This window comes from Methanohalophilus profundi, assembly GCF_004137855.1.
GTDB classification, from domain to species: domain Archaea; phylum Halobacteriota; class Methanosarcinia; order Methanosarcinales; family Methanosarcinaceae; genus Methanohalophilus; species Methanohalophilus profundi.
Window position 1 is genome coordinate 819,731 of the sequence record NZ_QBKB01000002.1, and the last position, 24,437, is coordinate 844,167.

At 43.9% G+C, this 24,437-nt stretch carries 26 protein-coding genes and 1 pseudogene; 20 read left to right on the top strand and 7 right to left on the bottom strand.

Features of this window, described 5'->3' with window-relative positions; genetic code table 11:
* Window positions 1–26 precede the first annotated feature (26 nt).
* The 3 genes from C9889_RS04315 to C9889_RS04325 form a co-directional block, all read right to left on the bottom strand.
* Window positions 27–803, bottom strand: coding sequence for an NYN domain-containing protein (locus tag C9889_RS04315; RefSeq protein WP_129597438.1), 777 nt, complete (start codon window positions 801–803; stop codon window positions 27–29).
* Between the two features lie 116 nt (window positions 804–919).
* Window positions 920–2,080 (bottom strand): MFS transporter, encoded by a 1,161-nt coding sequence (locus C9889_RS04320; protein WP_129597440.1) that lies wholly within the window; start codon window positions 2,078–2,080, stop codon window positions 920–922.
* A gap of 211 nt (window positions 2,081–2,291) precedes the next feature.
* Window positions 2,292–2,675, bottom strand: a complete 384-nt coding sequence (locus C9889_RS04325) for a helix-turn-helix domain-containing protein (protein WP_129597442.1) — start codon at window positions 2,673–2,675, stop codon at window positions 2,292–2,294.
* Window positions 2,676–2,780: 105 nt separating this feature from the next.
* Between C9889_RS04325 and C9889_RS04330 the strand changes: the two genes are divergently transcribed.
* From C9889_RS04330 to C9889_RS04340, 3 genes and pseudogenes are all read left to right on the top strand, one after another.
* The gene (locus tag C9889_RS04330; RefSeq protein WP_129597444.1) at window positions 2,781–3,464 is read left to right on the top strand and encodes a DUF5591 domain-containing protein; all 684 of its coding nucleotides are present in this window, start codon (window positions 2,781–2,783) and stop codon (window positions 3,462–3,464) included.
* 156 nt (window positions 3,465–3,620) lie between these two features.
* Window positions 3,621–4,625 (top strand): PAS domain-containing protein, encoded by a 1,005-nt coding sequence (locus C9889_RS04335; protein WP_164999274.1) that lies wholly within the window; start codon window positions 3,621–3,623, stop codon window positions 4,623–4,625.
* Between the two features lie 80 nt (window positions 4,626–4,705).
* Window positions 4,706–5,478: pseudogene (locus C9889_RS04340) on the top strand (sensor histidine kinase).
* Between the two features lie 19 nt (window positions 5,479–5,497).
* Here the strand turns inward: C9889_RS04340 and C9889_RS04350 are convergent.
* A complete protein-coding gene (locus C9889_RS04350; protein WP_129597452.1) occupies window positions 5,498–6,973 on the bottom strand; it encodes an aminotransferase class I/II-fold pyridoxal phosphate-dependent enzyme in 1,476 nt (491 codons plus the stop codon).
* 343 nt (window positions 6,974–7,316) lie between these two features.
* On the opposite strand from C9889_RS04350, the gene pylS reads away from it, so the two are divergent.
* The 15 genes from pylS to C9889_RS04430 all read left to right on the top strand — a co-directional run bounded on the left by pylS (window position 7,317) and on the right by C9889_RS04430 (window position 20,854).
* Complete coding sequence (pylS, locus tag C9889_RS04355) at window positions 7,317–8,534, top strand: pyrrolysine--tRNA(Pyl) ligase (RefSeq protein ID WP_129597454.1); 1,218 nt, start codon at window positions 7,317–7,319, stop codon at window positions 8,532–8,534.
* Between the two features lie 5 nt (window positions 8,535–8,539).
* Window positions 8,540–9,592 carry a methylornithine synthase PylB gene (gene pylB, locus C9889_RS04360; protein ID WP_394342230.1) on the top strand — a complete coding sequence of 351 codons (1,053 nt, stop codon included), beginning with the start codon at window positions 8,540–8,542 and terminating at the stop codon, window positions 9,590–9,592.
* 1 nt (window position 9,593) lies between these two features.
* On the top strand, window positions 9,594–10,676 hold the full coding sequence (pylC, locus tag C9889_RS04365) for a 3-methylornithine--L-lysine ligase PylC (RefSeq protein ID WP_129597455.1): 1,083 nt from the start codon (window positions 9,594–9,596) through the stop codon (window positions 10,674–10,676).
* A gap of 13 nt (window positions 10,677–10,689) precedes the next feature.
* Window positions 10,690–11,469 (top strand): 3-methylornithyl-N6-L-lysine dehydrogenase PylD, encoded by a 780-nt coding sequence (gene pylD, locus C9889_RS04370; protein WP_129597457.1) that lies wholly within the window; start codon window positions 10,690–10,692, stop codon window positions 11,467–11,469.
* 140 nt (window positions 11,470–11,609) lie between these two features.
* Window positions 11,610–12,638, top strand: a complete 1,029-nt coding sequence (mtbA, locus tag C9889_RS04375; protein ID WP_129597459.1) for a methylcobamide:CoM methyltransferase MtbA — start codon at window positions 11,610–11,612, stop codon at window positions 12,636–12,638.
* Between the two features lie 215 nt (window positions 12,639–12,853).
* Window positions 12,854–13,246, top strand: a complete 393-nt coding sequence (locus C9889_RS04380; RefSeq protein ID WP_129597461.1) for a NifB/NifX family molybdenum-iron cluster-binding protein — start codon at window positions 12,854–12,856, stop codon at window positions 13,244–13,246.
* A complete protein-coding gene (locus C9889_RS04385; RefSeq protein ID WP_129597463.1) occupies window positions 13,243–13,608 on the top strand; it encodes a NifB/NifX family molybdenum-iron cluster-binding protein in 366 nt (121 codons plus the stop codon). Before C9889_RS04380 ends, C9889_RS04385 begins: the two co-directional genes overlap by 4 nt.
* Before the next feature lie 9 nt (window positions 13,609–13,617).
* On the top strand, window positions 13,618–15,534 hold the full coding sequence (locus C9889_RS04390; protein WP_129597465.1) for a Coenzyme F420 hydrogenase/dehydrogenase, beta subunit C-terminal domain: 1,917 nt from the start codon (window positions 13,618–13,620) through the stop codon (window positions 15,532–15,534).
* Window positions 15,535–15,545: 11 nt separating this feature from the next.
* Complete coding sequence (locus C9889_RS04395; RefSeq protein ID WP_129597467.1) at window positions 15,546–16,370, top strand: ATP-binding protein; 825 nt, start codon at window positions 15,546–15,548, stop codon at window positions 16,368–16,370.
* Window positions 16,367–17,230 carry an ATP-binding protein gene (locus C9889_RS04400; RefSeq protein WP_129597468.1) on the top strand — a complete coding sequence of 288 codons (864 nt, stop codon included), beginning with the start codon at window positions 16,367–16,369 and terminating at the stop codon, window positions 17,228–17,230. Before C9889_RS04395 ends, C9889_RS04400 begins: the two co-directional genes overlap by 4 nt.
* Complete coding sequence (locus tag C9889_RS04405; protein ID WP_129597470.1) at window positions 17,227–17,799, top strand: DUF1847 domain-containing protein; 573 nt, start codon at window positions 17,227–17,229, stop codon at window positions 17,797–17,799. Before C9889_RS04400 ends, C9889_RS04405 begins: the two co-directional genes overlap by 4 nt.
* Before the next feature lie 2 nt (window positions 17,800–17,801).
* Window positions 17,802–18,494 (top strand): MBL fold metallo-hydrolase, encoded by a 693-nt coding sequence (locus tag C9889_RS04410; RefSeq protein ID WP_129597472.1) that lies wholly within the window; start codon window positions 17,802–17,804, stop codon window positions 18,492–18,494.
* A 20-nt stretch (window positions 18,495–18,514) separates the two neighbouring features.
* Complete coding sequence (locus C9889_RS04415; protein ID WP_129597473.1) at window positions 18,515–18,799, top strand: ferritin family protein; 285 nt, start codon at window positions 18,515–18,517, stop codon at window positions 18,797–18,799.
* A 110-nt stretch (window positions 18,800–18,909) separates the two neighbouring features.
* Entirely contained in the window at window positions 18,910–20,133 is a 1,224-nt protein-coding gene (locus C9889_RS04420; RefSeq protein WP_225419985.1) for an MgtC/SapB family protein, read from the top strand.
* A 301-nt stretch (window positions 20,134–20,434) separates the two neighbouring features.
* Entirely contained in the window at window positions 20,435–20,854 is a 420-nt protein-coding gene (locus C9889_RS04430) for a metal-dependent transcriptional regulator (protein WP_129597475.1), read from the top strand.
* 3 nt (window positions 20,855–20,857) lie between these two features.
* Here C9889_RS04430 and C9889_RS04435 read toward each other — a convergent pair whose 3' ends face one another.
* From C9889_RS04435 to C9889_RS04440, 3 genes are read right to left on the bottom strand one after another with little or no spacing between them, the layout of a single operon-like run.
* The gene (locus tag C9889_RS04435) at window positions 20,858–21,322 is read right to left on the bottom strand and encodes a TfuA-like protein (protein ID WP_318531587.1); all 465 of its coding nucleotides are present in this window, start codon (window positions 21,320–21,322) and stop codon (window positions 20,858–20,860) included.
* Window positions 21,295–21,504, bottom strand: coding sequence for a hypothetical protein (locus C9889_RS11145; RefSeq protein ID WP_318531522.1), 210 nt, complete (start codon window positions 21,502–21,504; stop codon window positions 21,295–21,297). Before C9889_RS11145 ends, C9889_RS04435 begins: the two co-directional genes overlap by 28 nt.
* A complete protein-coding gene (locus tag C9889_RS04440; protein WP_129597477.1) occupies window positions 21,501–22,781 on the bottom strand; it encodes a YcaO-related McrA-glycine thioamidation protein in 1,281 nt (426 codons plus the stop codon). The genes C9889_RS11145 and C9889_RS04440 overlap by 4 nt, the downstream gene beginning before the upstream one ends.
* 283 nt (window positions 22,782–23,064) lie before the next feature.
* Here C9889_RS04440 and C9889_RS10060 point away from each other — a divergent pair, with 283 nt between their 5' ends.
* Together C9889_RS10060 and C9889_RS04445 are read left to right on the top strand one after the other, a co-directional pair.
* The gene (locus tag C9889_RS10060; protein ID WP_164999275.1) at window positions 23,065–23,217 is read left to right on the top strand and encodes a hypothetical protein; all 153 of its coding nucleotides are present in this window, start codon (window positions 23,065–23,067) and stop codon (window positions 23,215–23,217) included.
* A gap of 41 nt (window positions 23,218–23,258) precedes the next feature.
* Window positions 23,259–24,437: a cysteine desulfurase gene (locus C9889_RS04445; RefSeq protein WP_129597479.1), complete on the top strand. Its 1,179-nt coding sequence runs from the start codon at window positions 23,259–23,261 to the stop codon at window positions 24,435–24,437.

Consider the following 24,437-nt stretch of genomic DNA (forward strand, 5'->3'; position numbering starts at 1 on the left):
TTCCGTAAAGCAATTGTGAAGGAAAATCACTTCCCATCGCTTTTCTTATCCTTCACGTAAATCAACCGGTTATTGCTGGAATTATCCGCCCGGACTTCATCGATATCAAAAAGATCTATTGCCCGGGAAATATCCCACATTTTTTTGTAACCATAGTTACGAGGATCAAAATCCGGCTGTTTCTGCACAAGATTACTGCCCACATTGCCCAGGAAAGCCCAGCCACTTTCTTCAGCTGAATCTTCCACAGCATCCCTTAGCATTTTAACTAGCTTGCTGTCACCTTTGAGGCGGTTGGTGTCCCATTTTCCCGGGGCCTGCATTGGTGACTCAGATACTGTGCCTACTACATCTTCTTCTTTACGCAGGTTTTCCGTATATATGAACTTGTCACAAGCCGCAATAAAGGGTTTTGGAGTCTTGATTTCTCCGAAACCGTATACCTTGCGACCTGATTCCCTGATCCGGGATGAAAGGCGTGTGAAATCACTGTCACTAGAAACAATACAGAAACCATCCAGAGGCTCGGAATATAGCAGGTCCATCGCATCGATAATAAGGGAACTATCGGTAGCATTTTTCCCGTAAGTATAGCTGAATTGCTGTATCGGCTGGATGGAGTGTTCCAGGAGGCTATCCTTCCAATTTTTAAGGTTGGGACGTGTCCAGTCACCGTAAATCCGTTTTACGCTTGCAATCCCGTATTTGGCTATTTCCGAAAAAAGTCCCTCCACGATGGAAGGTTGTGCATTATCAGCATCGATAAGTACTGCCAGTTTCTTCTGTGCTGTATCGGCCTCCATTAATATTCCCCAAAAAGATAGTGCAAAATCCAGAGCTAATCAACCTAATAAATAACCCACTGAATTGATAAATATAACGAGTTCATATCCGTTTGTACTGTCGAACCAAACTAAATTCAGACATTAACAAACCATCCCTTCACCATATAAACAGAAATCCCAGCAAACAAAGCCAATAAACCTGCAAGCAAGAAAACAGTCTGCAGTCCAAAATAAAAATAAACCATCCCCATCAGGGCAGGAGACAAACTCATTCCCACATATTTTGTGGAATTATGAATGGAAAGTACGCCCCCTCTTACCTGAGGAGGGGATATGTGAACGATCATCCCGTCTATGACTGTCTGGGAAAGGCCATACCCGCAGCCAAAAAGGAACATAAGGGCAATGACAGGGAGTACAGAGTCCACCTGTGTCAGCAACAATATAGCAATACTTACAAGGAAAAAGCCAATACCTATCATTGAAATCATCTCAAACCTTGCAGCTATCTTACGTACATTTGAAGCCACAATAATAACTGCAATTCCCTGAAAAGCTAGCACAATTCCGGATTTATCTGCAGTATATCCGAAATATTCCTTAAGCATAAACGGCACATAAACTACCACTGAATACAGCAGGAAAAATGTCACAAACACCAGAAATATTGTGTAGGCCACACGGAAATCCCTCATTGCACCAAATGCATCCAGTAACCCTCTTTTATTGATTTCCAGATTATGGGGCCTTGTTTCGGGCAGATGGAAGAACATAATTACTGCAAAGGGCAGGGAAAGAGCATAGAACAGGAATGGATAATTCCAGCCGGCAATTGCCAGACCCCCTCCAATAAGAGGAGCCGCAATTATACCAATCGCTATCGTCGTACTGACCCGACCCATTGCGTGTAAACGTTCACTACCAGAATAAGCTTCTCCGATAATCAACATTGCAAGAGACATCATTCCGGCCACCCCCGCACCCTGCAAAAGTCTCAGAATCAGGAGGGTTTGCAAATTAGTGGCAAAAAAACTTGCCAGGCCCATTAAACCATATATCAAAAGGCAGGGCACCAGTACTTTTTTCCGATCCAGCCGGTCTACAAAATGGCCAATTATGAGAGTGAAAATTGCGGTGGAGATGGTATAGACTGAAATAACAAGCCCTATCTCACGGGATGTTGTATTTAGAGGCGCCACCATATCAGGCAAAACAGGAGCAAGAATTGCACCTCCTGCCATGGCAAAAAAGGCAGTGATACAAAGCAGCAGGAGATGACTTTTCCCGAATTTCATAGTTTACACCAAATACCAGAGGCAATAGCCACTGTTGCCAAACAGTTCTTCGTATAAATAAATGAGTGGGCCATCATGCAAAACACAGGAACGAAAAATCAAAATAGCAAAGAAAAACTCGCGGTATTGCCTGATTCACCCGGCAACTTTGGACATATCAGGAAAGGGCAATTGCTTGTCAAAAATGAAATTATTCCATATATGTGGATGATTATGACATTTCGTCCCCTACAAGTTCCTTATCAATTTTATTAATAAGATGGCTTACTTTATCATACCACTGGTCAACACTTTCCTGAAGCATTCGTCTGACCTCTGCAGGATTTACAGCCACATATTCATAAAAATAGCCACCTACATCAATGGTATGTGTTTCCCTGTAAACAAGTCCACAGGAGATCAGGTTCTGGAGAGAACGATAAGCTGTACTGCGTTCACGGCCCAGATGCTTCCCGAGTTTTTCAGCTGTCAGAGGGCCATTGGAAAGCAGAATTTTATAAGCCTTTAGATCCAGGTCTTTTAGGCCTAGAATACATTTGGCAACATCATCACATTCACAATTCGCTTTCAGCATTTCCGAAATTGAACCCGTCATTTTAAAACTCACCTGGAGCCCTATAAACAAAGTTGCACAGATTGTACAAAACCATAACAATCAAATCGTTAATTATATATATAGTTTTTCAGCAACGGTAGTCAAGTGCCCACTATAATACCAGAAAACGAAAGGTCCGATGAACCACTTGATACAGAGCGATTAATCTATCATCCGGACATGATACGTGCCAATGAATGGGTCCTCAATGAATATGAGGCACCTACACGCAAATTCTGCATATTCGTCCCCTGTTCTATGAGGAAACCCTATCATACGAGTCCATCCCACAGGATGTATGACAGGATCATTTTTGATCTGCTAAAGCCCGAAGATGTCCATATAGTAGTTTTTGGAACCTGTGGTGTAACTCCCCGGGAAATTGATAATGAATACCCTTTTACAGATTATAAATTCATGATGGGAAAATGCAATGTGGCAAAGATCAAGCGGGATTTTATAAGTATGGAAAGCAAAAGACTTGCAACATATCTCGAGAAGACCCGTGACAACTATAGCCACAGGATAGCCTACTGCACAGGCGACTTCAGGAAGGCAATGCTCAAGGGTCTTGAGAAGACGGATATTGAAGTAGATATTGCCCCCAGGCAAAAAACAATGGAGGAGCACATCCGCCCCAATAAGAGATTCATTTACGGCAGTCTGAGCCAGAAAGGCTATCTCCAGGACCTCTCTGATGCAATCACCGACAAACTGGGGATTGAAAGAAGGGTTGTGGGAATTGACCCCGAGTGTTCAGAAAACGATAATGACTGGTATCTTTTGTGAAGAGAACAGACATGCAACGTCAATTGCTGTATCACATCAATAAAATATACACAAAGAATAAATAAAAAGAGTTACCTTACCTACCATAACTCGCATGTTTATGCAAATAAACATTATAAAAATATTTAAAATACTATAAAGTGCAATGTGGTTAATGTGGATAATTTAGAATTTAATGCGCCCGTGAGCAAATCAAAAATATTTGAGGATATGATCCAGCAGTCCACAGATGCCATAATATATACTAATCCTGATTTTACCATTAATTTTGTAAACCGAACTGCAGAAGAGATGTTCGGATGGACCTTGCCTGAAATAAAAGGCAAACCAATAACAATCCTCCATGAGCAAGAGCTGACCTCGGAACAGAAAAAAGAAATGTTCTCAAACCTCTATTCAGGAGAGCCTCATGAGTTTGAAGGGATCAGGAAGCGCAAGGATGGAAGTACTTTTTATTGCCAGATAAAAATATCACCTCTTTTTACAGAAAAATCCAGAATATACGGATATCTGGGGAAAATAAGGGACATCACTGAAGAAAAACAGAATGAAGGCAGTTTGCTTAAAGAAATCGACCTTTTAACAGGCCTAATCGGCACTGCCAGAGTGATTGTGGCTGTTCTTGACAGGCAGGGAAAGATAGTATATTACAATCCCCATATGGAAAAACTCTCCGGCTACGAACTTAAGGAAGTAAAGGGAGAAGATTGGATTTCCAGATTCATACCTGAAAAAGAAAAGGAGAGGACCAGGTCTGTATTCAAAAAGGCGATTGCCGGCCATCCCAATGAAGGCAATGTCAACCCTATTGTCACAAAAGAAGGCAATGAAGTCATTGTCGATTGGTACGACACGGCATTAAAAGATGATGAAGGAGAAGTAACCGGCCTTCTTGCCATCGGAAATGACATTACACAAAAAGCCGAAGCTGAAGAAAAGTTAAAGACGATACATGAAAACATGCCCGGTGGCATCCTGATGATAGATCAGGATTACATCATAAAAGATGTAAACTACCGTACATGTGAGATTACAGGTTATAAAAGGGAAGAACTCGTCGGACAACTATGTGACATCGTTTGCCCCAAGGGATCCACCTCAAAAAATGCCCCATATGGGGAGAGGGACAGGAAGGATTCAGGGGAATGGATACCACAATAAAGTGCAAAAATGGAATAAAAAAACCCATATTGAAAAATGCACAGGAAATTTCCATAAAAGGGGATATATACATTCTGGAAATGTTTCAGGATATCTCAGAACGCAAAAATGCCGAAGAAAATGCCATCGAAGCAAAAAAGACTGCAGAAGAAGGGAACCAGGCCAAAAGTGAATTTCTGGCAAACATGAGCCATGAATTGAGAACTCCTTTAAATTCAATCATTGGATTTTCCGATATCCTGTCAAAAGAAGTAAAAGGTGAGCTCAATGATAACCAGAAGAAATATGTGTCCAACATTGCCAAAAGCGGCAATCACCTGCTAAGTCTGATAAATGATATTCTCGATATTTCAAAGATCGAGGCCGGACAAGAACAACTTGAATACAGTAGTTTTGAGCTGCATGAAGCATTGGATGAAATCAGCATACTCATCAAACCTCTCACGTCCAAAAAGAATATAGGCCTGCAAATGGAGTTACCTTCTGAAGATATCAGGGTTTATGCCGACAGGAAAAAGTTCAAACAGATTATGTACAACCTGCTGAGCAATGCAGCCAAGTTCACCCCGGATAAAGGAACAATTACAATTATTGCCAATCAAGAAAAGGATAAATTGAAAGTTGCAGTCTCGGACACCGGCATAGGCATACCCGAGAGCGAGCAGGCTACAATTTTTGAACCTTTCCAGCAGGCCAAATCCTCCAAATCCAGTGAACATAAGGGCACCGGACTGGGACTTCCCTTGTCAGGGAACTCGTGGAAATGCACGGCGGACAGGTCGGACTGAAAAGTGAGGTTGGTAAGGGAAGTACATTTACCTTCACGATCCCGGATAAACCGACTGCGGATTGATAATTAAAAATCGTATAAATTACAAACTGACATCTATCACTTCATCCCAGGCTTTTTTGAGGCTGATTTCAGTACCCCCATCTTCCATGAGAATGTTAAGCATCCTGTGTACAACATCCGAATTGTGGACAAGCACACAATCTTCACAGCTCCAGACCCTGCTACCTGTAGTGCTATCTATCCATTTGCCCCCCGTGCGCGTATCTTCACATGGGTAGAAGGGACAGAAACAAAAAGTACAGTCCTGACCTTCGAAATGACAGGGATAGTATTCACAGGTATTGCGGCTTGAAGAACAGCCGGAGGAGGCGCCTTTTATGGTTTCTTTCAGTTTTTCCTCAGCATAATCCTTACCGGATTCAGTAAGGACCTCTCCGATAGTATGGATCAGTATATCCGTTTCTTCAGGAGGCCGCACGGCAAGACGGATAAAATCGTTTTCCATCAGCGGGAAAGAACTGCAATCCCTTATAAGTACACCATGTCTTGCAAGTCTTTTCGTGAGTTCTACAGAATCCATTAGGAGCTCGGAGATATCCACAAGTATATAATTTACAGAACTTGAATGAGGATGGAAACCGTAGATATCACTCAGCCGATCTATAAGATAATCCCTGTATTCTGTTATCTTCTGGCGGGACACATTCAGGTATGTTGATTCCATACCGCCTTCCATACTCATTAGGGCACACCCCACCTCTTCAGCAAGAGAGCCCATATTCCAGGGCAGACGGGCCGTATTCAATTTTTCAGCCATTGCCTCAGATGCAACACCAAATCCCATACGTATACCCGGCAGTGCAAATGATTTGGTAAGTGACCTCATTACGAAAACATGATCATTGGAGATGGCAACATCAACAACGGTACTTGATATATCGGACAGTTCAATAAAAGCTTCATCAACAAAAAGCAGAGTATCTGTTTCTGCACAAAGCCCTGCAAGGCGCAGGATATCTTCCCTTGCAAGCAACTTACCGGTAGGGTTGTTGGGATTGCACACAAAAAGAATGCGTGCCGATTCCAGTGCATCCTCTGAAATGGAAAGCAGGGATTCTACCGGATAATATACAATCTTTGCACCGGCCACCCTGCATTGTTGCTCATATTCAGCAAAGGTAGGCTGGGGAATCATTACCTCATCCCCCTCGTTGAGAATACAGCCGGCAACAAGCCTGATAATTTCTGATGAACCATTACCGGGGACAAGGTTTACAGCATCTGCGCCCCCTCCTACAAAAAAGGCAGCTGCAGTTCTGTATTCAAGATAGCGATTATCAGGATATTGACCCATTCTTTCAAAGGAAGTGGCAAACAATTCCTGCAGGTCCATACCCCATTCAGGATTATCAAAAGGACTGCCCAGAGGATTTAAACTGGCACTTAAATCCACTATATCGGACAGAGGAGTGGAATACTGCTGTGAAGTCTTTCGGATAAGTCCGCCATGGGTTGAAGGAATTAACTCAAGTATATTTTCTTTGAAAGGGAGCATAAGTTTATCATCTGCCGGGCTTTAATTGGTGTTTTTCAAGATGCATGAAGTTATATAAAGCAATTTTTAGCAGCGAACTTATAATTAATATAATTTATGATAGAAAACTGTTATTCCCCATCACACACCCATAAAGTTAAATACAAATTCAAAGAAATAAAGCAGACTATCCTGTGGAAACCTGATCAGGTAGATCAAATGGACTCTAGATCCATTCAGCCGGGTTAGATTCCCGGGGTTTCCGCCAGTAAAATAGAAAGTGACGGTCTGGATATGTTGCAAAATTAGATGCCTCAGCAAATGTAGATGTCAAAAGTCGCCTCTATAGCCGGAGCAATCCCCTATGGAAAGGAAACCACTAGATTTACTTATAGACACCAACGGAGTGTGGCTCTCAAGGAACGGGTTACTTCATGGTGTAAAGAACTTCGAGGTGTCGAGGAACCATATTCATATCACTACTGACTGCGGAAGCCGCTTTACAGTACGTAATTCCAGAAGAAGTCGCTCTGCAAGGGCGCTACGCAACAATAAATATCGCAAAGCATGCAAAAACTGCAAACTTTCCGATGAGCGTATTACTCGTTTTGTCACAAAAGATTTCGGCAGGGGAAGCCAGGCACGTGTCGTCACCGCTCCAAAAACAAAAAAGAGCAAACCTCAAAAGGCAGCAGTGGTGAAATCTGTATCCAGCAAGGCAAATGAAATGCCGCCTGCTGCAAAAGAGGCAAAAAAAGAAAAGCCTGTAAAACCGGATTACACACCTGCCCAGAAAAAAAGAATTACAACGCTGCTTAGCCCTGCAGATGACCTTAGTTCAGTAAAAGAACTCCCCCCCTTCAAGGAGCTGGAGACAGAACTTGTCAAAAAGAGAAAGCAAGATCTGCGCCAGATGTATGAGAAGGATCGCAGACATCAGCTGGCCCAGCTTGAAAGGGATATTTCCCTCTTTTTAATAGAAAAGGGTTTCATGGAAGTACGCACTTCAGTCATGATCCCGGCTAAATTCATTGAAAGAATGGGAATCACTGAAGAAGATCCTCTCTACAGGCAGATATTCCGGGTGGATGAGAATACATGCCTGCGGCCCATGCTTGCCCCAGGATTATACAATTACCTGCACAATTTTGATAACATAATGCCCGACCCCCTCAAGATATTCGAGATAGGCACCTGCTACAGGAAGGAATCCGATGGCAAAGAACATCTTGAAGAGTTTACAATGATTAATTTTTGTCAGATGGGCTCGGGATGCACAAGAGAAAATCTGCTGAAAATTATTGATGACCTGCTCAAATATCTGAACATCGATTACGAAGTAATCTCGGATAATTGCATGGTGTATGGAGATACCATTGACATAATGCACGGAGATATGGAAATATCTTCAGCAGTTGTGGGACCCATTCCACAGGACCTCGACTGGGGAGTGAACAAACCCTGGATGGGTGCAGGAATGGGACTTGAAAGATTACTCAAGGTAAAGCACAAATACACAAACATCAAGCGTTCAAGCAGGTCTATATCATACTATAACGGAATTACAACCAATCTCAGGTGAATAATTTGTTTGAAAACATGGACAATGGACAGCTGGACAAATTTGCATCCTCAATAAATGAAGGATACCAGCTCAGGGACCAGGAGATAAGAGACCTGCTGGCCATAGAGGATGAAGAAGAGATGCAGAAGTTGTTCCATGTGGCACGCATGGTCCGTGATAACTTTTTTGGAAATAAGGTGTTCCTGTACAGTTTCGTGTATTTTTCAACATACTGTAAGAATCAGTGTTCGTTTTGCTATTATAACTGTAAGAACAATATCCACCGCTACAGGCTCACCCCCGATGAGATCGAAAAGGTCTGCGAGGCACTTGAAAATGATCCTGTCCACATGATAGACCTAACAATGGGAGAGGATCCTTATTATCACGATCATCCTGAAAGACTGGTCAGTGCTGTGCGGAAAGTAAAGGACAAACTTGGCCTTCCAATAATGATCTCCCCGGGTGTAGTGGGAAAAGATACCCTCAAGCAAATGTATGATAACGGGGCCGATTTCCTGGCACTTTACCAGGAAACATATGACCAAAAATTATACAACAAGCTCAGGGTAGGCCAGGTATGCGATCAGAGAATAAACTGCCGCCAGAATGCAAAAGAAATTGGTTACTGTGTAGAAGACGGAATCCTTACCGGAATTGAATCTGAAGCCGAATCAACCCTGATATCCCTCAAAGGCCTGCGTAAATCAAATACCAATATGGTACGTGTAATGACATTTGTACCTCAGGAAGGCACACCCCTGGCAAGCCGAGAGCCCGGAAGCAGCAAATCAGAACTAAAAATCATATCTATTCTAAGACTCATGTTCCCGGACAGGTTGATCCCTGCTTCCCTTGACCTTGAAGGCATGGAAGGTATGGTTTACCGGCTGAATGCGGGAGCAAACGTTGTGACATCCATCATTCCTTCCGGATCTACACTGGAAGGCGTAGTTAACTATGACAGGGAACTGACAGAACGCAACCGTGATGCATGGAGTGTGGTGGAAAAACTTCAGAGCATGGGAATGGAACCGGGAAAGCAGGAAGAGTTCAATCAGATACTGGGAAGGTAGAATGAAAACGATATGTCTGATTGGGGGCAAGCTACAGGGCTTCGAGGTTGCTTATCTTGCCAGGAAATCCGGGATACAGGTACATCTGATCGACAGGAAAAACCAGCCTCTGATACGTAATAGTGTGGATGAGCATTTTTGCTTCGATATTACAGAAAGACCAGAAAGGCTCATAGAATTATCCCGCCACTCAGATGCCATAATTCCGACAAATGAAAACCTTGATACCCTTCTCTTTTTGAAAAAAATAGAATCAGAACTATATTGCCCTCTTCTTTTCGATTTTGCCGCCTTTCATACCAGTATGGACAAAAGGCTTTCAAGGGAATATTTCAAATCGATCGATATACCCATTCCTTCAGAAAAACCCAAAAATCCACCTTATTTTGTAAAACCCCCATGTATGAGCAGCAGCAAAGGGGCACGCATAATTGACAACGACAGTGAAATGGCAAACATTGATGATTCGATGGTCATTGAAGAATATGTACCCGGACCGGTAGTTTCACTGGAAGTCGTGGGTGACGGGAGGAATTTCATGATCGGTCACCAGACACAGGTCCATATTGACCGGGAACATGATTGCCACAGGGTCACCCCGATGGAGACAGATGCAAATTTCAGGGAAATCGCATACCTGCTGGCCAGCAATCTGTGCCTTAAAGGAATCATGGATGTGGAAGCAATACTATCCCCTGAAGGAATCCGTGTTATTGAGATTGATGCACGGTTTCCCAGCCAGACACCTACCGTAGTATATCACAGTGTTGGTGTAAACCTGCTCGAATGGCTAATGGGAACTTTTGCAGGAAAAATAAAGGAAAATAATCCTCTTTCTGTTGGCAAACAATGTAACTATGAACACCTGATGGTATCTGATGGGAAACTTATCCCTGTTGGAGAACATATGCTTTCAGGCGGTGATGACTACCGGCTATTCCATGAATCAAACGGGTTGGAAATATTCAAATGTAAGGGGAAAAGACCAATCTATACCCTGATATCCAGTGGCACGACCCGGCATGAAATGTGTGATAAAAGAAAAAAAGCAATTCAACTCATCAAATCCGATATGAAGCAATAAAAGGAGGATTAATATGGCACTACTTACACCACAAGACCTAGAAGGACTTACAAAACAGCTTGAGTGCAATAACAATACTATCAAAAAAGCAACCGGAATGGACATTGCTGACATATGCAAACAAATATACGGCACAACTCTTGACGGAGAAAAGGTAGGTATTGTGCCCATGACTTCCGGCAACGGTATCATTACCAATTTTTCGTCATCCCTGCTTACGATAACCGAATATTTCGGCCTTGATGGTGCTGTAACCGAGCACCCTGACGTTACCGGGTACTATGAAGCTGTTTCCAGTGATGCCGACATAATACTGATGGCAGATGACCACATTTTTATTGCACATAATATGAGAAACGGCAAAATTGCAACCAATCATGTATGCACCGGAGTGGTTTATGCTGAAATCGCCTCCCGTTACAAATATGCCGACTCAAAAGATATACTTGTAATCGGCCTGGGAAGAGTTGGTTATGCCGGAGCACAACATCTCGTAAAAAGGGATTTCGATGTGTATGCCTATGACCCCGACCGGGAAACTATGGAAAAGGCCCGCAGAGAACTGGGCATCATACCCTATGATCCCGAAGAAGAACACAAGTTCTCCATGGTCCTGGAGGCTACACCAAACCCCAACACGATCTCTGAAGGCATGGTGGCAGAAAGATGCCTCGTGTCCACACCGGGAATCCCCTGTGGTTTACCTGAAGACATTGGGGAAAGAAACGAAATCGATCTGGTAATGGAACCTCTGATGATTGGCGTGGCTTCAATGCTTTATGCGGTAATGTAAGGGAAAGAGAACCCCTGCGATAAAAACAGGCATATTGATAGCGCTTTTTCATGAAAATTGAACATGAAAAGATATATATATGCTAAATGCGTAGCCAGATTACCTTTTAGAATAAAAATAAGTTTTAAGGAGTAAAGGTTATGGTTGAATATACACCCAAAGAGAGATTAGCACGCGTATTTGCAGGTAAAGAAGTAGACAGGATGCCTGCTATCTGTGCCACCCAGACAGGAACAGTCGAACAGATGGATGCAGTAGATGCTTACTGGCCAGAAGCTCATGAAGACCCTGTAAAAATGGCAGCATTGGCAGAAGCAGGACACACAGTTGTAGGATTTGAAGCAATACGTGTTCCTTTCGACATCACAGCAGAAGCAGAATTTTTCGGATGCGGAATCAAGCCAAGTACCAAGGAACAGCAGCCATCCGTAATCAGCCACATTGTCAGCAAGATCGAAGACGTCGAGCAATTCGAAGGATATAACGTTGAAGATGGCAGGATCGGAAATGTATCCAAGGCAGTCAAGATCCTCGCAGACAAATACGGTGACGAACTTCCAATCATCGGCAGTATGATCGGACCATTCTCCCTCGCACAGCACCTTAACGGTGACTCCTGGTTCATGAACATCATGACCGACCAGGAATTTGGCCTCAAACTCATGGAATTCACCACTGAGTTCTGCACACAGTACGCCCTCAAGCAGGTCGAGAACGGTGCCGACACCTTTGCAATCATTGATCCAACAGCCAGCTACCAGCTTATTGGTGCTGACTTCTACAAGACTTTCGTAGTTCCGTTCCACCAGAAGATTGTTGAAGCACTCCACGAAAAAGGTATACCATCCATCCTCCACATCTGCGGAGACACAACAAACGGACTTGCAATCATGGAAACCTGCGGCGTAGACGCAATCAGTGTAGACCAGAATGTCGACCCTGCAGCAGCAGTTGAGAATGTGGACAAGGCCCTCATATTAGGTAACCTCGACCCTGTAAGTGTCCTCTGGAACCAGGGCGAAGACAATGTCGAAGGTGTAAAGGAAGAATCCAAGAACGTTCTCGATGCAGGAGTACAGCTTCTCGCACCGGGTTGCGGTATTGTGAGCAAGACTCCTACCCAGAACCTTCAGGCAATGATCGAAGCAGCAAAGAACTGGACATACTAAGTCCAGTCTTTTTCTCTCTTTTTTCATAACTCCTATATTTGTTTGGCTTTTTACAGACCAGGAATGCTTACTGCAATATTTTTTTATTACATTATTCCATAAGATATTATTAGCTTATTATATGCAGCATAAGAGGTTTTCTATAATATCGTTTTGAGAAAGTTATATATAATTCCTCCTTTATGTGCTAAATATAGTAAATAAGAGGAATAACAATGAAAATCTGCATAACATCAAAAGGCAATGAACCCGATTTTGATATTGAGCCCCGTTTTGGTAGAGCACCTTATTTCATAATAACAAATACCGAAACCGGAGAATTTGAAACAAAGGAAAACACTGCAGCGGGTGCTACCGGGGGTGCCGGCATACAAGCTGCCCAGGACGTCGCAAAAATGCAGGCAGATGTTTTGATCACCGGCAATGTGGGACCTAATGCCTACGAAGTCCTTTCCACAGCAGGAATAGAAGTCGTAACTACTTCCGGCGTATCAGTAAAAGAAGCAGTTGAACAGTATAATAAAGGTACTCTGGAAAAGGTATCCGGTCCAACTGCCAAGGCACATGCAGGCATGGGTCGCGGACAGGGCAGAGGGGGAAGAAAATGAAAGTATGTATACCGGCAACCGAAAATAGTGGAATAGATTCACCTGTAGGGCAGCACTTTGGTAGAGTCCCTTATTACACAATATACGACAGTGAGACTGGCAAGGTAGATGTTCTGGAGAATACCAGTGAGCATATGGGTGGCGTTGGATTGCCTCCTGAATTACTCGCAAATGAAAGAGTTGAAACCATGCTCTGTGGAAGTCTAGGGTGGAAAGCCGTACAGTTGTTCGAACAGTTCGGCATCAAAGTTTTTGTAGGGGCACAGGGAAGCGTCAATGATGCCATCGAGGACTGGAAAAGTGACAGGCTCGAGCAAGCTGGTGCAAACAACTCCTGCAGTGGACATGACCACGAACACTGATGTGATTATATGGTAGAAAATAAATGGTTCCTGAAAGATGCTATTGTAGATACAGGCATGTGTACCCTTTGTGGGGCATGTGCTGCTGTTTGTCCGTATGATCTTATACGTTTTGATGAAAACGGACCATATCTTAAAGATGAATGCTACAGGAATGGCGAGGGAGCATGCAAAGATGTATGTCAGCGGGTAATGACCGATGCTTCCCGGATAGCACTTAATACTTTCAATTTCAAGGCAAAACCTCCCAGTGTATTGGGACAATACGAAAAAATAGTTTCCGCAAGAGCAACAGATGAGGCTCTCGCAGAAAAAGGACAGGATGGAGGCGCTGTCTCATCCCTTATTGCATATTGTATGGATAAGGGACTTATAGACGGAGCCATAACAACAGCTGGTTTTGCCAAACCTGCAGCAAACATAATTGGAAAGAGGGAAGAAATAACAACATCTCAGGGAGCAAAATATTCAACCGTCCCATTATTATCTACTCTCAGAAATGAAAAAGATAATTTCAACAAAGTAGCAGTCGTAGGAACTCCATGTCAAACCTATGGCGTCCGTAGAATGCAATATTTCAACGGGCTTAACGTGCACCCTGTAGAAAAAGGAATGGATGGAGAATTTGCCAATAATCCTACTATTGAATACACGATTGGCCTATTTTGCATGGAAAATTTCAATTATCACAAACTATCCGATTTCCTGGAAAAACAGGGAATCAAACTTAACGATATTAAAAAATATTCCATTCAACTTGATGAAATGATTATAACCACGGATGAGAAAAATATTGAGATCTCCCTGAAGGACCTTCAAGATTGTGTTTGGGATGGCTGTAAGATCTGCAGGGACGCAGTATCAAAGGTCGCTGATATTTCTGCAGGAAGCTCCGGGTCGTCAAAGGGGTGGACTACATTGATAGCCCGCAATGCCAAAGGATTAAAATTGCTTAATGATGCAAATGAAGCGGGTTATATTGAGATTTCAAATGAAGTAGATATTGAAATGACAAAAGAACTGGCACAATTCAAAATGAGAAAGTTCCGTCATGAACTTGACAAACGTCTCAATTCAGAGGAAAAAGTCAGCTACTACTGGGTTCGTGACTATCCGGGAGTAAGACCCGAAGCAAAAGGAACAAACTTTGTCAAGATAAAAACCGATTCCGGAATTACCACATACAAATATCTGGAAAAAGTTGCCAAACTTGCCGAAAAATATGGAGACGGTACACTGGAAATGACTACAAGGAAAAGTATCGAAATCCAGGGTGTCCCGGGGGAAAACATCGATGATCTTATGGCAGAAATATACGCTGAAGGATTGAAGACAATCGGAATGGGATATGCTACAGCATGCCCGGGAATGGATTATTGTCCCGAAGGGCTTGTGAGTACAAAGGAACTGGCCAACAAGCTAACAATGCATTTTGCTCAAAAATTGACACCCCATAAAATGAAAGTGGGGATTGCCGGTTGTCCGAATAGCTGTGTCCGTGTAAGAGAGCATGACATCGGCATAATGGGCCAGCTCAGACCGGTTATCGATGAAACAAAGTGCACAGGCTGTGGAAGATGTACCGAACTTTGCAAGTTTAATGCCATATCCATTGAGGGCAAAAAGGCAGTTATAAACCGGGATCTTTGTGGAAATTGTGGATGGTGTGTCAGAGGATGCCCCCATGAAGCTGCCCTGGAAGATAAACGCGGTTACTCTTTATGGATAGGAGGTAACGGTGCACGCCGTCCTACAGAGGGAGTATTGATCAAATCATTCTGTGACGAGGAAGAAATCATAGAGACGATCAATGATATAGCTAGAGCATTCATAAAATACCGCACAGATCCCGGTAAAGAAAGGTTAGGCAATATTATGGACAAAATCGGCCAGGGAACTTTTATCAAAGAAATCCTGAAAAACTGAAGTGAATAACTATGAAAATAACTGTGGCAAGCGGGAAAGGAGGAACTGGAAAAACAACAGTTGCTGTTAATTTCTTCCTTTCTGTTCCAAAAACCAGCCTCCTTGACTGTGATGTGGAGGAGCCAAATTCCAATCTGTTTTTACACAATGATCTTGAAAAAGTAAAAGAGGTTACTATACCAGTTCCTGTGATAGATGAGCAAAAATGCGAGCATTGCGGCAAATGTGCTGATTTTTGCAATTACAATGCGCTTGCAGCACTACCACAAAAAGTGATGGTTTTTTCCGATCTCTGTCATGGCTGTGGAGGCTGTAGCCTCGTCTGTCCCAATGATGCTATCAGTGAAACAGGACGCAACATAGGGAACATAGAGAGATCCTTTTCAGGACAGTTCCATACAGGACTTCTGAATATAGGAGAAGCAATGGCATCACCCCTGATAAAAGAACTCAAGAACTATGCAGGCGAAAATACAGTAATAATGGACGCTCCCCCGGGCACCGCATGTCCTATGATCACAACAGTTGAAGATACTGACTATTGCATCCTTGTTACCGAACCCACACCTTTTGGACTCAATGATCTGAAACTAGCAGCGGAAGTTGTCCGGGAAATGAAAATTCCTGCGGGAGTGATAATCAACCGTGCAGGAGTAGGGGATGGAGGTGTTGAAGAATATTGCCAGCAAGCCGGTTTACCAGTAATAATGGAAATTCCCTATGACCGCAGAATAGCTGAAGCTTATTCAGAAGGCATACCTTTTGTTGAAACAATGCCGCAGTGGAAAGAAAAATTCCTGCAGATGTTTGAAACTATAAAGGAGGCTGTTAGATGAAACAACTCACAGTAATCAGTGGCAAAGGAGGCACCGGCAAAACCACCCTCACCTCAGCCTTTGCAGCTCTTGCGGAAAATGCCACCATTGCAGACTGTGATGTCGATGCTGCAAATATGCACCTGCTGCTGCAACCTGAAATAATAAAAACCCATGATTTTACCGCATTACCTACCGCAATCATACACCCTGAACAGTGCACAGGATGTGGGCTATGTGTTGACCATTGCAGATTCGGGGCAATAAAGGAAGGTTTCAAAATCGATCCGTACATATGTGAAGGTTGTGGAGTATGCGAGTATGTCTGCCCTGCCGATGCGGTGACAATGGAATATAATAAGTGCGGGGAAGCCTATGAATCTAAAACCCGGTTCGGACCGCTTGTTCATGCCAAACTCGGAATAGGGGAAGAAGCCGGAGGAAAACTTGTCACACTTGTCAGGGAAATTGCAGAAAGGGTAGCTAAGGAGAACAATTCAGATACAATAATCATAGACGGACCGCCAGGTACCGGTTGCTCGGTAATTGCAGCTCTTGCGGGTGTGGACATTGCCCTTGTAGTCACCGAACCCACTGTAGCCGGAATCCATGATCTTAAAAGAGTGATAGAAGTGGCAGAACACTTCGATATACCATCTCTGGTTTGCATAAACAAATCCGATATAAACGACAGCAAAAGAAAAGAAATAGAAACTTTCTGCACCCAGAAAGGGATTAAAATTGCAGGCAAAATCCCTTATGATACAACCCCTACCGAGGCAATGGTACAGGGAAAAACAATTGTGGAATATACCGACAATTCTTTTGCAAAATGCGTCATAGAAGTATGGGAAGAAGTAAAAGAAGAGATGCAATCATGAAATGTGCAACCTGTCAGGAGAAGGAATGCCGCAACGGGAAAGATTGCAGCGGTGTTGCAGAAGATATCGAATATACCGGTGAAGACCTCGACTGTATGCAGGTTGCAGCTGCTATCGAAGGGCAATACTATATGCAAAAAACCCGGCTGGAAGAACTTATCCTGTTTGCCAGACAAATGGGTTACCAAAAACTGGGAATTGCTTTTTGTATCGGGCTGGCGAGTGAAGCCGCAACTATCACCCGAATCCTGGAAAAGGATTTTAAGGTTTATTCCACCTGCTGCAAGGTCTGTGGTATCCCGAAGGAAAAGTATGAACTTGAAAAGATCCAGCCGGATCAATTCGAGGTTACCTGTAACCCGAAGGGACAGGCCCTCTTACTTGCCAAAAAACAAACCGAGCTCAATATCATCGTCGGCCTCTGTATGGGCCATGACATTATATTTACCCGCCACAGTGAATCCCCGGTAACCACCCTGATTGTCAAGGATCGGGTGCTTGCACATAATCCTGCAGGTGCAATCTATTCCGGATATTACCTGCGTAAAAAATTCAATATGGAAGATTGAATATGGAACTTACCGTTGTTTATGATAATAATGCAGCCGAGGGTTTCCATGCAGGATGGGGATTTGCCTGCCTGATTCGACAGGGAGACACTACGCTTCTTTTTGATACGGGTTGGAACGGACCCGCCCTGCTGGAAAACCTTCAAAATGTGGGCGTGAAACCCTCTGACATAGACATACTTATCCTATCTCACCAGCACTGGGATCATATAGGAGGATTGTCTGCAATATTACATAATTCAGATGCCCTGGAAGTGTATGTACCCAGGGCATTCTCCCCAAATCTCAAAAAGGAAATAGCCAGATATGCCCATCTTATAGAAGTCACAAAATCCCGGCAGGTCTGCAAGGGAGTTTTTACCACCGGTCAACTGGGAAGCCGCATAAAAGAACAATCCCTTATCCTGCAATCTGAAGATGAATTGTATATTATAACCGGATGTGCCCATCCGGGACTGGGGAAAATAATCGATAACGCTGCAAAAATGGGTAATGTCACAGGTGTACTCGGAGGACTACACGACTTCAATGACATGGACACATTGGGCAAACTTTCATACATAGCAGCCGGGCACTGCACATCCCACCTGGATGAAATCAGACGCAAATATCCGGATAGATTTGCATACATCTATGCGGGATACTCCGTAGACATATGGCAATATGACAAGAAATATATCCTAAGATTTCTATAATGTTTGATGGGAGGATACGTATGTTATCAAAAATACCAATTGACCTTGATGCTGTAGAGGATGAGAACATAGATAAGGAAATCTTAAGGGCTGGCATTATAGCCGAACTTGATGCTATCAACCTCTATGAACAGATGGCCGAACTTGCTTCCAGCGAGGAGATCCGGGCAGTGCTGCTAGACATTGCAAAGGAAGAAAAAACCCATGTGGGGGAATTCCAGACCATGCTGCTTGAATACGATGATGAGCAGGGAGATGAACTGGAAGCAGGCAGGAAAGAAGTTGAAGAAGATATCCTTAAATAAAGGAACTTAAAGACTTTACCAATCCGGAGGTGGAGTGATGGAAATTATACCCACCGTCGGTCTTGATCCTTTTTTTATTTGATTTTTTGCAAAAACTCATCCTGTCTCTGATGATAGGTATAATCATCGGGATAGAAAGAGAACATCGAAGAGCAGAACATCCGGTTTTTGCAGGTGTGCGTACATATTCCCTGGCTGCTGTCACAGGCATGCTGGCAACAATTGCAGGAAAAACAATCGGCAATGATATTATAGTTGCTGCAGCCTTTTTGATAATAGCATGTAGTATTGCCCTGATATACCGTACCTACACAATGCGAGGCAAACTGGGCATGACAAGTGCCCTGTCTTTATTCTGCACCTTCCTGCTGGGAATACTGGTAGCAAATGGTAATTACCTGTTTGCTATTGCCGGTGGAGTTGCAATAACTTTCCTGACTATTGAAAAACGCCCCCTCCATTCTTTTGCCCAGAACCTTTCCAATGAAGATATCCTGAACAGCCTTCAGTTCCTTGCCGTGGCTTTCGTCCTGTATCCCCTCGTACCTGATGAAGAACTATGGGGTATTGTGGATCTTAAAGCCACAATCCTTATTGTCGTACTTGTGATGTTCATTGGATTTATCAGTTACATTTCCCTCAAACGCTTTGGAGCAGGAGGAGGTATACCCTATTCTGGATTGTTGGGAGGATTCGTGAGCAGTGAAGCCACTACTGCTGCCCTGGCATCAATAGCAAAGGAAAAAGCCGGACTTGTAAATGCCTTTTACATCGGCGTCCTTTTATCCAACCTTTCTATGTTCATCAGTAACCTGGTAATTGCCCTGATTGTAGATAATTCAGGCAAGACTACCCTGAATATGTTACCTCCGCAATTATTGATGATACTGGTAGTAATAGGGATTTTTTGGAAAAACAAGAACCTATCAAAGAAAATGGAAGAAACTCTTGACATTGGTTCACCCTTTGCCCTGAAGCCTGCACTGCGTTTTGGAGCAATCTTTCTGATATTACAGGTTTTTGCAACTTTTGCCAACGAATACGCGGGAACATACGGAACATATGTAACTGCGCTGGGAGGTGTGGCCAGCAGCTCGGCAGTAACAGCTTCCATGGCAAGCCTTGCAGTGAAGGGAGAAATTTCATACATCGTGGCTGCTGAGACCGCAGTTTTTGCCGGTATTGTGAGCACACTCAACAAGATCACCTACATCCGGATTGCAGGTGCTTTGGAACTTGAAAAAAGAGCCCGTATGACATTGATACTGTTATCTCTTGTGGGAATTATCGGGCTTGTTGTATGGGCATATGCAGATGTTAAACCTGTTTTCTGAGCAAAACCTCATAAGACTTAAATATATTTTTAACTCAACAGGCGAGAAGCCCCCTTCCGTAAGGTAGGGGATGAAAGCCGTGTTATAATAATATAATTGCATAAGTTATTTATAGTTATATTAACATTTATGCAACCCTATCCAATTATGCCACTTGGACAGGCTATGAGCATTTTGCTCATAATCTACGACAAACAGGGTTATTGACATTTGATGTATCCAAAATACATCCAATGAATGACATAACAACTCGTAGGAATCTCCATGCGTAAGCGTGGAGTAGTTCAATTAAACTCCAACCATGGAAAAGATAACAGGGCTTGAGCTTTCCCCGCGTAAAATAGAATATCTCAAATATATTCACCAGAGAAAAGAAAACGTACGCACCAATGAACTTTCAGCCCACCTTAAAGTAGATCCCTCTACAACAACCAAAACAATCAACGAACTTGCAGAGGAGGGATACGTCAACCATGTACCTTATCGTGGTGTGAAACTTACAGAAAAAGGGAAGGAATATGCTGCTTTTCTGATTCGCAGACACAGAATATTGAGCCTTATGCTCAAAAACTATGGCCTCTCACCTGAAGAAGCCTGCAGAGAGGTAAGCCGTTTTGAAAGCTTTGTTTCCCTTCAGGCTATCGATACCATATGCAGTACCATGGGCCATCCTACAATGGGAGTGTGTGGCAAAATAGAGCACCCCCACTGTGACGTATAAAATTTAAAGATTCAACTCCTTTATTCTGGAAAGGACCGCCAGAGCATCTTTTCTTTTGATATCCACTTCAGTGTCACGACAAAAACCAAGTAAACACACGGCCGTCTGTTCATCCAGCATTCCTTTGTCCCGGGCACTTTTTATTATGCCGTAATAGCTCCTTAGAGAATAATGGGTAGCTTTTGCAATGTCCAGCAGGAGAGCTTCCTGAACAGACGTAATAATTCCCTCATCCATAGCAGAGAGGAAGGTACACCGGATATTCACAAGCGGAGCAGAAATGGACTCATAGGTATCAGGGTTTGTGGCAACCGCCACCTCATCGTCATCTTCAATAACACCATCGCGGTACCATTCATAGATTTTACCCACACCTATCATCCCGTGGCGATCCATTTCGGATGCACGCAAAGCTCCCATGCTACACCCACCGACAATTGTTATATTTTTGCGCAGGGACTCCAGTATTTCCCTGTGACCGACTGCAGCCCTGTGGAAAAAATACCATCAATGATGCCGATCAAGTCATAACCCTGTTTTACAGCCTGTGTAACATCTCCGCGTTTAACAGGGCTGTGGACGGTGGCCCCACTGAGTTTTCCTGCTTCTTCTAGGCCTATACTGGTGCCGGCAAAAACGATTGTTTTCATACTTTTGGCCTGCGTTTCCAGGGTTTTTCCCTTTCAGGACCTTTTCTTTTGCCTACCAGACGAATCCTTTTACCAACCCTTTCACGATCAAGGGTGTATTGCTCAAAGCCGGGAATTACTACCCTGACTACAGGTATATTGATAGAACTGCGGCTCAAATCCACAACAATAACATTGCGAGCAATCTTTTCCAGATGGGACAGAACGGTATTGATGTTTCCTGCGGGTGTCGGGGAGGAAATGTCCTGCATATATGCCAGGGATATCTTATCCACACCTTCCTCATACCAGTAAACGTTCATCCTTCTCATACGTTCATAGCCAATCTTACGTACCAGGTCTTCCCGGGTTGTATCTTCACGTGCCCCGTGGATCTGGACAAGACGGGACTGTGCAGCCTCAGTAATAGCACGCATAACAGCAATCTCTGGTCTTAGATGAGAACCCGCCCCCATGACCAGTAGGGCTGGATCTTTCAGCTGTACATCATCCGTAGCAGCGACCACTGTTGTGACAGGAGTGTCATGTAGCAAACCCCAGAGACGAATATCCACACCACTATCCCTGAAGGCTTTGAGCATTTCGTAGGCCTGGCCGTCTTCCTCAGTTAGCACAAGTTCCATTCCCGGATTGCGGTTGAACTCGGCCATACTCAGAGCATCCCTTTCAATTACTTCCAGCAAACCGTGCAGGATGGCTTCTTCCATCACATTACCCGAGGCAAGTCCATTGGTATTGCTGCGGAAAAGATGTGCAGACATACCCGGAGCATCATAGGGATGATAAACAGCATTGGAAGGCACATATACCTCTTTTCCTGAAAGCAGGTCAAAACCTTCTGTCCATTCGATCAATGAAGAAGAATCAAGGGGTTGCGGCATCAGGAATTCTTCAGGATGAATCAGGCCATGCTGGACACCAGCTTCTTCCATTGTAGCCATGAATTCATCAGCAGCTACGTTTTCGTCAATGTCTGCATTCACCCCGTTGCGCTCTGCAAGACAGCGTTCGTAGCATTCCATAATCGTGGAGATGCGGGCCTGCTGCTGGTTCACTCCTTTACCGGAATAAACGGAGATGGCACCATCAGCAGCTGTGGGACGGATGCCTGAAAACACAGGGATTCCCAGCCGATCAAGATCAGTAATATTGGCAATACGGGTCACACCAATTGTATCTAGGCCGGCACTGGCCTTTTCCAGGGTTGCTTCACCATCCAGCACCCTCTGGCTATCTCCCGCATACTTTACAGAAGGATCAATGTTTATTATAGGCATGGAAGGGAAGTCTCCTGCATCGCTAATAATCCTTACGATAATAAATAGCACAAGGGCTGATTACGTTGCAATTAAGCCAATTTATTGGTAAATGTAAGAAAAAGTGAGACTTATATCACCAATGTAATGTATTTTCATAACCCGACCAATAACGATTAACAAATAAATATATATAGAAAGAACACCTAGAAAGTTGTTTAATATTCTAATATGCTGCTGATGCTTGAGGGGTCATGTATGGCAGCAGAGTATTGAAATTGAAGAAGACAGGAGGTTATACCATATGACAACTATAATGAAAAAACATGATATTTTGAGATGTGAAGAAAAGAAGGGAAAATGCTATTCAGTAGTCGGAGGACGTACAGAAGGCAAACTCAATGAAGATGATGAGGAACTCTACCACTTTATGGTAGGCGGGATGCAGGCCAAATAACCTGCAAAACCTATTTTACCCTTTATCAATAACATGCCTGCATGTATGACGTCGAAAATATACGTGCGGATTTTCCTGTATTAAAGGATAACATTTATCTGGACAATGCCGCCACCACCCAGACCCCGGTGCAAGCGGTAAGGGCCATGGAAGACTATTTCTTCAAGTATGCGGCAAACCACGGCAGGGGAGCCCATCACCTGGCCCGCCAGACCACTGATCATTTTGAAGATGCCAGAGAAACGATAGCTGATTTGCTGAACTGCCCGGCAGAAAATACCATTTTTACCAAGAATGCAACCGAAGGCCTTAATCTGATAGCCCAGGGCATAGACTGGCAAGAAGGAGACCATATAGTAACCACCCTGGTTGAACATCACTCAGACCTGCTCCCCTGGATGGAACTCAGGGAAAGGGGAGTCGAACTTACCATCATGGAGCCAGATAGTGAAGGGCATATTTCTGTGGAAGCCCTGGAGCAGCACATCCGCCCTTCCACACGCCTTGTTGCAATTACCCACATATCCAATTCCTTTGGTTCCATACAGGATGTACAAGGCATCTGCAAGCTTGCCCGGGACCACGAAAGTCTCTGCCTGATAGATGGTTCCCAATCCGCAGGGCACATGCCGGTGAACCTCAAAAAAATGGATTGTGATTTTTTCGTTGTCCCGGGACATAAAGGCTTGCTGGGCCCCCAGGGAACCGGTGTGACATACATTAAAGAACCGGAGTCAATCAAACCCCTCAATGTAGGAGGAGGAGCAGTAAGATCAGTTACCACCACAGGCTATGAACTGGAAGAAACACCTACCAGGTTTGAAGCCGGCACACCCAACATCCCGGGAGGAATCGGGCTGGGCAGGGCTGTGAAATATGTCCAGGAAATAGGTGTCAGCGACATCGAGAAACATGAAAGGCAACTGGCACAAAGTGCCGCACGCAGGCTTGCACAAATAGAAGGAGTGGAAGTATACGGCCCGCAAGACAGGGGTGCAGTCGTACCTTTCAATGTCCGGGGACTTAATCCCCATGATGTGGCAATGATACTGGATGAAACCCGGCAGATATGCCTGCGCAGCGGTTACCACTGTGCCATGCCGGGGATTGATTTCATGAAACTGGAAGGAACGGTGCGGGCATCCTTTGCCCTGTATAACACCGAAGAAGAAGTCGATGCCCTGGTGGAAACCGTTGAACAGATAACCACCCTGGCCTGA

Excerpts from the sequence above, each read along its gene's own strand:
- C9889_RS04380 (WP_129597461.1), top strand. The coding sequence starts at position 12,854 with ATGAAAATCTGCATAACATCAAAAGGCAATGAACCCGATTTTGATATT.
- C9889_RS04400 (WP_129597468.1), top strand. The coding sequence starts at position 16,367 with ATGAAACAACTCACAGTAATCAGTGGCAAAGGAGGCACCGGCAAAACC.
- pylS (WP_129597454.1), top strand. The coding sequence starts at position 7,317 with ATGGAAAGGAAACCACTAGATTTACTTATAGACACCAACGGAGTGTGG.
- C9889_RS04430 (WP_129597475.1), top strand. The coding sequence starts at position 20,435 with ATGGAAAAGATAACAGGGCTTGAGCTTTCCCCGCGTAAAATAGAATAT.
- C9889_RS11145 (WP_318531522.1), bottom strand. The coding sequence starts at position 21,504 with ATGAAAACAATCGTTTTTGCCGGCACCAGTATAGGCCTAGAAGAAGCA.
- C9889_RS04320 (WP_129597440.1), bottom strand. The coding sequence starts at position 2,080 with ATGAAATTCGGGAAAAGTCATCTCCTGCTGCTTTGTATCACTGCCTTT.
- C9889_RS04420 (WP_225419985.1), top strand. The coding sequence starts at position 18,910 with ATGATAGGTATAATCATCGGGATAGAAAGAGAACATCGAAGAGCAGAA.
- pylC (WP_129597455.1), top strand. The coding sequence starts at position 9,594 with ATGAAAACGATATGTCTGATTGGGGGCAAGCTACAGGGCTTCGAGGTT.
- C9889_RS04385 (WP_129597463.1), top strand. The coding sequence starts at position 13,243 with ATGAAAGTATGTATACCGGCAACCGAAAATAGTGGAATAGATTCACCT.
- C9889_RS04395 (WP_129597467.1), top strand. The coding sequence starts at position 15,546 with ATGAAAATAACTGTGGCAAGCGGGAAAGGAGGAACTGGAAAAACAACA.
- C9889_RS04405 (WP_129597470.1), top strand. The coding sequence starts at position 17,227 with ATGAAATGTGCAACCTGTCAGGAGAAGGAATGCCGCAACGGGAAAGAT.
- C9889_RS04410 (WP_129597472.1), top strand. The coding sequence starts at position 17,802 with ATGGAACTTACCGTTGTTTATGATAATAATGCAGCCGAGGGTTTCCAT.
- C9889_RS04445 (WP_129597479.1), top strand. The coding sequence starts at position 23,259 with ATGTATGACGTCGAAAATATACGTGCGGATTTTCCTGTATTAAAGGAT.
- C9889_RS04440 (WP_129597477.1), bottom strand. The coding sequence starts at position 22,781 with ATGCCTATAATAAACATTGATCCTTCTGTAAAGTATGCGGGAGATAGC.
- C9889_RS04390 (WP_129597465.1), top strand. The coding sequence starts at position 13,618 with ATGGTAGAAAATAAATGGTTCCTGAAAGATGCTATTGTAGATACAGGC.
- C9889_RS04415 (WP_129597473.1), top strand. The coding sequence starts at position 18,515 with ATGTTATCAAAAATACCAATTGACCTTGATGCTGTAGAGGATGAGAAC.
- mtbA (WP_129597459.1), top strand. The coding sequence starts at position 11,610 with ATGGTTGAATATACACCCAAAGAGAGATTAGCACGCGTATTTGCAGGT.
- C9889_RS10060 (WP_164999275.1), top strand. The coding sequence starts at position 23,065 with ATGACAACTATAATGAAAAAACATGATATTTTGAGATGTGAAGAAAAG.
- C9889_RS04325 (WP_129597442.1), bottom strand. The coding sequence starts at position 2,675 with ATGACGGGTTCAATTTCGGAAATGCTGAAAGCGAATTGTGAATGTGAT.
- C9889_RS04350 (WP_129597452.1), bottom strand. The coding sequence starts at position 6,973 with ATGCTCCCTTTCAAAGAAAATATACTTGAGTTAATTCCTTCAACCCAT.
- pylD (WP_129597457.1), top strand. The coding sequence starts at position 10,690 with ATGGCACTACTTACACCACAAGACCTAGAAGGACTTACAAAACAGCTT.
- C9889_RS04315 (WP_129597438.1), bottom strand. The coding sequence starts at position 803 with ATGGAGGCCGATACAGCACAGAAGAAACTGGCAGTACTTATCGATGCT.